We start from the raw sequence: 5,733 nt of genomic DNA, 5'->3' as shown, positions 1-5,733 counted from the left end.
GCCGGTTAATGCGCTCGTAAAACAGCACGAACACCAGCTGAAACTGGAAAAGCAGCGCACCCGCTATCACGGCCCGACGCTTTAGCACCGCTCATGCGGGATGCCCCACGTAGACGCAATATTATATTGGTGTACAATGTACATCAATAATGCAAAGGGAATGACACAGTGAGCCATGCGATAGAGTTTATCGAAACGCCGATGTTTACCCGTCAGATAAAGCAAATCGCCACGGACGACGAGCTCAAAGAGCTCCAGAAAACGCTGATTGAATCACCGGACAAAGGTGATCTCATCCGACAAACCGGCGGGCTGAGAAAAATCAGAATGGCGACCGGCACACAGGGTAAAAGCGGCAGTGCGCGGGTGATTTACTTTCTGGCCACCGAGGAAATTATCTATCTGGTGATGGCCTACCCGAAAAGTACCAAAGACAGCCTGACGGACGCTGAAAAATCCGACCTGAAAAAGCTGACGAAACTACTGAAAGACGAGGTGTAGCATGAGTTTTTTTGACGAACTGAAAGCGTCTCTGGAAGAAGCCGTCGAGATCAAAAAAGGCGTTAAAGCGCCTGCCCGCGTCACGCGCTACGAACTGGCTGACGTGAAGGCACTCCGCGCCCAGCTGAACGTGACGCAGGATGAAATGGCAAAGGTGCTTGGCACCAGCCTCGACACCATCAAGAGCTGGGAAACTGGCAGGCGTAACCCGACCGGACTGGCGGCTAAGGTGCTGGCGACCATACAGGCCAACCCTAAATTCTTTCAGGAACTTGCCTCACATTAAGGCTTTATGACGGAATGGTTCGACAGAAGCCGCCGTTCGCGTGTAACTTTAACGGCAGAAAAAACAAAGCCCCGATAATCATGTGCTCAACTTGGCGGAAGATACATGATCAATCAGGGCTAGGCATAAAACCTAAGAAGGATATTAGCACATGCAGAGTGCAAGACAACAGCCCGCCATAAGCGCTGGCGTGAGTGACTAACCCAGCCCTCGACCTGTTCAACGACCGCTTACCTAACAAGCCGTACTTTTCGGACGATCTGCATTTTGGTGTACGCATCGCGGGAAAAGAGCGCGCTATTCTGGCTAAATACATCCAGTTCAACCAGCCTCACGCCATGTTCTGGCTCGGTTTTGACGTTGACCGCCTCGGTGCAGCAATCGACTGGAGTGATCGCAATGCGCCCGCGCCTACGCTGACCATCACCAACCCCGAAAACGGGCACGCGCACCTGCTTTACGCACTGAAAACCTCGATACGCACCGCACCTGACGGAAAAATGAAGCCGCTGAAGTACGCTGCTGCCGTAGAGAACGCGCTACGTAAAAAATTGGACGCTGACGTGGGGTATTCGGGGTTAATTTGCAAGAATCCGAACCACGGGTACTGGAAAATTGCCGTCTGGCAGCCAGAACTCTACACACTGGACTGGCTGGCCGACTCGCTAGACCTGAACGCCGCGAACGACAAAGAAATAGTTACCGATTACGGCTTAGGCCGTAACTGCACCTTGTTCGATAAAACCCGCAAGTGGGCCTATCGCGCTATCCGTCAGGGGTGGCCGGAGTATGAACAGTGGCTGCAAGCCTGCTATGAGCGTGCCAGCGCCTACAATCTGCAATTTCCCTTTCCCTTAGATGAAAGTGAAGTAAAGGGGATCTCTAATAGTATTGCTAAATGGACTATAAAAAATTTCTCTGAATATTCTTTCGACGATTTTGTTAAAAAAACACACGCACCTGAAATTCAGTCTCTAAGAGGAAAGAAAAGCAAAGGTGGTGGCAGACCCTCATTGGGAGAGCCTTGGATAATTATGGGTGTTAGCCGGAGAACTTACTTTCGGATGAAAAGTTCAGATAAATAGTATATCTATAGCTTTTAATCCTTTCGCTGTCTTCACTGTATTGAATTGTACTTTTGTTCCTTTTGGTATATCCACTGTGTAATTTTCATTGGGAATATCATCAGATCTGAACATTACATCTCTACCCTGTTCTCTGCGGATAAATCCGTATCCCTTAACTGAGTCAAAAAAATTAACGAAACCATGATCCATAGCTCACGCATCCTTTGGTAAAATTGATCTTAGTTTTTTTCTGAGCTCGTTAGATAGTTTTTTGTTTGATCTACCTACGATCCCCACGTCATAAATGATTTTATTTACCTTTGAAACTTGTTCCTCACTTAAAGGAAGACTGAAGTTTTTAATGTAATTATTAGCTAGGAAAACTATCTTTCTTATTTTGAACTCATCATATAGCGGGAGGATTTTCCCTAGTTTTTCTCTAAGTTCAACTGACTGTTCATGACCAACTCGACTCATCTGAGCTACCTTGCCTGATGCTTTATTCCATAGGGTATGGTATTCAGTTGATGTTCTGTCAACGGCTGATTCTTTTTCACAGATAAAAACTAAATATCGTATGTATCTGCGATTTTCTTTATTTATTTTCGGTGTTTTATGTTTAACCCATAAACCTGTTACATGTAACTTTGAATTAGGGTGGTCTGATTTTTCTATAACGGTCTTGGCGTCATTTAAAGATAAACGGTGCCTATTTATCATCCCTACTACTGTTGTTATCGCTTTTGTTTCTTCTTCTTTTGATAGTTTTTTATCGGAAGAAATAGTAACGTCATCAAGTAGCCTGGTGTAATTCATACCCATATTGTTTATTTTTCTTACTATATTATGCTCATCATTGAAAAATATAAGATTTGCTATATAGCTAGAGCAGCAAGCACCTTGAGGCAACTTACCATCTAAAGTTACTAGTTCTGTCAATGTTTCTGAAATGGATGGTGAGAATCTCATCATGTTTTTGAATATATTTAATATGTCTCTTTTGCTGATGCTAGGGTAGAAGTTTTCTATATCCAAAGATATTATAGTTTTCTTTCCTGCATGAGTTCCGGCATTTGATACATAGTCTCTTTCTTTTAAGCCGCCATGAAGATAATTTGGATAATTAACATTTTCAAAGATTTCTTTGTTTATTTTTTTTTGAATATGCTTCAACCCTTTTTTTGGCTCAAAAAGAGTTCTGACCTTTTTGTTCTTACCTGTCTCAATATTGAACGATTTGTATGACTTAGGGATAGATAGCACAATTTTATTGAGCCTCTCTGTCGTAACCCCTAGCATTGCTGCAAGAGAGTCTTGAGAGGCCAATTGAGTACCATTAAACAGAGGTTTCATCATGTTAGGTTGAGTTAAAAGTCGATTAGAAGAATAAGTGAGCTATGAAAGCTAAAGTTTTCCACATAATCAAGTACGGATAGACCTTCATACAAAGGTTTTTCAGTACTTCCATAAAGCCAATCCCTTCTTTTCTACGACTATGACTGTCTCCAGATGCATAGTTATAGGTCTTAGTTACACTTAAGTTGATGTTAAAATTTAACATTTTTGCCTTCCTTCTTGGGTTATGGGTTTTGCCAGACCAGTAAGGAACACAAGGAATAAATCAATTGGCTTTAGGGACTTTTACTCACATTGCCAGACAACTGTCGCCGAAATTTAAGGAGGGTTATCGCGTTTTTGCGCGATGAGCCGACCCTTAGCGGGGATGCCGGTCATGATCTCATGAAGAGATCGCCTTTTCAGGCATAGCTTTCCTTGAGTCAGTGTAACTTTTTTTTAAAGAGCAAAGGGTTGGGCGAGGTTCGCCCGTATCGGGAGTGAGTATATGTTTTTTATAAGAATGAAGTCACGAAAAAACGCATGGCACTAAACAACCTATATCAGATAACAGCCCTCTCTTTTATCAGGGGGCTTTTTTTTGCCGCGAACACAGAATCTGACATACTACAGTATACTTTAAGCCAGTACACACAGCGTCCCCTCTACGAGGTGCCGTCTGTGACTGGTTCAGGGGGCTCGCCGCCCCCCGAAACCCCGGGCATCCGCTGCGAAACTTTCGCACTTTGGGTGCGAATATTTCTCAGCGGAGTGAGAATGGAAAAGCGCACGAGAGAGATCAAAATCCGTCTGACCGACTCAGAGCATCAGCGTCTGATAGACCGGTGTGACCGAACCCATCTGGCTGAATGGCTGCGTCAGCTCGGTCTGGGAGAACACACGGCCCGAAAGCGCCGTCTTCCTGACGTTGCGCCCGAACTGCTGCGACAGGTCAGCGGGATAGGCAACAACCTCAACCAGATCGCCCGACGCCTTAACCAGCTTGACGGGCTTACCCCCACGGAGCGGGTTTCCCTGCTGGCGGTGCTCAACAGCCTTGACCGCAATCTGGGTGAACTGCTGGAGCAGCATCGTGATCATTAAAATTCACTCACGCGGTGCCGGTTCGGGCAGTGGCCCCGTCGATTATCTGCTGGGCAAAGATCGCCAGCGGGATGATGCCCGTGTGCTGCGGGGAGACGCCGAACGCACCCGCGAACTGATTGACGGCTGTGACTTTGCCCGCGCCTACACCTCCGGCGTGCTGTCCTTTCAGGAGGCCGACATTGCAGAACCTGAAAAGGCGCGGCTTATGGACGAATGGGAACAGACACTGATGACCGGTCTCGACAAAGACCAGTACGCCTGTCTGTGGGTTGAACATCAGGACAAAGGCCGCCTCGAGCTGAACTTCGTGATCCCGAACATCGAATTACAGAGCGGGAAACGGCTGCAACCCTACTTTGACCGCGCCGACCGTCCCAGGGTAAACGCCTGGCAGACGCTGACCAACGACCGACTCGGACTGCGCGACCCCAATGACCCCGCCTATCGCCGCCCGCTGACGCAGGCCAGCGACCTGCCGCGAGACAAACAGCAGGCAGCGGAAAAGCTGACCGCCGGCCTGATGAACCTGATGGTACAGGGCGCAATACGCAGCCGGCAGGACGTGGTGACTCAGATCGAGAGCATTGGTCTCACCGTGGCGCGGGAAACCAAAAGCAGCATCAGTATTGCCGACCCGTCAGGCGGCAGAAACATCCGGCTGAAAGGAATGATTTATGAGCGAGATTTTAAATTTGGCGAAGGGCTTCGAGGAGAAATCGAAGCAGCAAGCGCAGGATACCGAGCAGAGCGTGAAGCGCGAGTTCGAGAGGCTGGAAACGTCTATCAGCGAGGATTTGAAATCAAGCTCGCAGAGCATCAGCAACGCTATCCACGAACAGAACGGCAGGCTGACGGGCATGATCAGAGCCACGGCGACCACCGCGCTGATCTGGATAGTGGTCTGCTCCGCGCTGCTGATTGGCATCCTGAGCGGTATAATCTGGCTTCAGGGGCAGATCATCAGCTCACGCCTGAGCGACATCGATGGCTACAGCCAGCAGTTGGCGAGCCTGAAAGCGAAAAGCGGCGCGGGGGTGACGATCTACAGCGACGACAGCCAGAAGAACGGCTATCTGGTGGTGCTGCCGGTGAAAGCGCACGGCGTGGAGAGCTACACCTCAACGGCAGGCAACACGGTGGTGAAGTACACCGCGAAATAACCTCGTCAGAACGCACAGAAACGTCCCTGAACGATGTTGACCCACAGGACAGAGAAAACCATGACCGAAATGGAAAAACAGCTTCTGAGCGCCTTAGAGAGCTTACAGGCCAGCTACGAGCAACAGCATCAGGCGTGGCAGGAAAGCTACAGCAGTTTGCAGCACATGTTCGAGACTACCTCACAGGCACTGAACCGCAGCGACAGGGCGTGTCAGCACTTGAGCAATCAGGTGAACAGCTTGCGCGGTCAGGTCGAGAGCTTGAGCGACAATGTCA

6 protein-coding genes and 1 pseudogene are annotated in these 5,733 nt (G+C 48.3%); 5 read left to right on the top strand and 2 right to left on the bottom strand.

From position 1 onward, the window contains the following. The first annotated feature begins 168 nt into the window (after positions 1-168). From K9N75_RS22730 to K9N75_RS22720, 3 genes are all read left to right on the top strand, one after another. Entirely contained in the window at positions 169-501 is a 333-nt protein-coding gene (locus K9N75_RS22730) for a type II toxin-antitoxin system RelE/ParE family toxin (protein ID WP_224452646.1), read from the top strand. Between the two features lies 1 nt (position 502). Further along, positions 503-787, top strand: coding sequence for a NadS family protein (gene nadS, locus K9N75_RS22725; protein WP_012442910.1), 285 nt, complete (start codon positions 503-505; stop codon positions 785-787). A 194-nt stretch (positions 788-981) separates the two neighbouring features. Next, positions 982-1,872 carry a replication initiation protein gene (locus K9N75_RS22720; protein ID WP_224452645.1) on the top strand — a complete coding sequence of 297 codons (891 nt, stop codon included), beginning with the start codon at positions 982-984 and terminating at the stop codon, positions 1,870-1,872. Here the strand turns inward: K9N75_RS22720 and K9N75_RS22715 are convergent. Both K9N75_RS22715 and K9N75_RS22710 read right to left on the bottom strand, forming a co-directional pair. Further along, positions 1,861-2,064 (bottom strand): cold shock domain-containing protein, encoded by a 204-nt coding sequence (locus K9N75_RS22715; protein WP_224452644.1) that lies wholly within the window; start codon positions 2,062-2,064, stop codon positions 1,861-1,863. The genes K9N75_RS22720 and K9N75_RS22715 overlap by 12 nt on opposite strands. 3 nt (positions 2,065-2,067) lie before the next feature. Continuing rightward, positions 2,068-3,210, bottom strand: a complete 1,143-nt coding sequence (locus K9N75_RS22710) for a reverse transcriptase family protein (RefSeq protein WP_224452649.1) — start codon at positions 3,208-3,210, stop codon at positions 2,068-2,070. Positions 3,211-3,966: 756 nt separating this feature from the next. Between K9N75_RS22710 and K9N75_RS22705 the strand changes: the two genes are divergently transcribed. Continuing rightward, complete coding sequence (locus K9N75_RS22705) at positions 3,967-4,293, top strand: plasmid mobilization protein (protein WP_116362722.1); 327 nt, start codon at positions 3,967-3,969, stop codon at positions 4,291-4,293. Then, positions 4,262-4,600, top strand: a pseudogene (locus tag K9N75_RS22860) (relaxase/mobilization nuclease domain-containing protein); the annotation flags it as partial. The gene K9N75_RS22705 and the pseudogene K9N75_RS22860, both read left to right, overlap by 32 nt. Between the last annotated feature and the right edge of the window lie 1,133 nt (positions 4,601-5,733).

This window comes from Hafnia paralvei (assembly GCF_020150375.1).
In the GTDB taxonomy this organism is placed as follows: Bacteria; Pseudomonadota; Gammaproteobacteria; order Enterobacterales; family Enterobacteriaceae; genus Hafnia; species Hafnia paralvei.
Note: the sequence above shows the minus strand (reverse complement) of the source record. Positions and strands in the feature narration are given on the sequence as shown.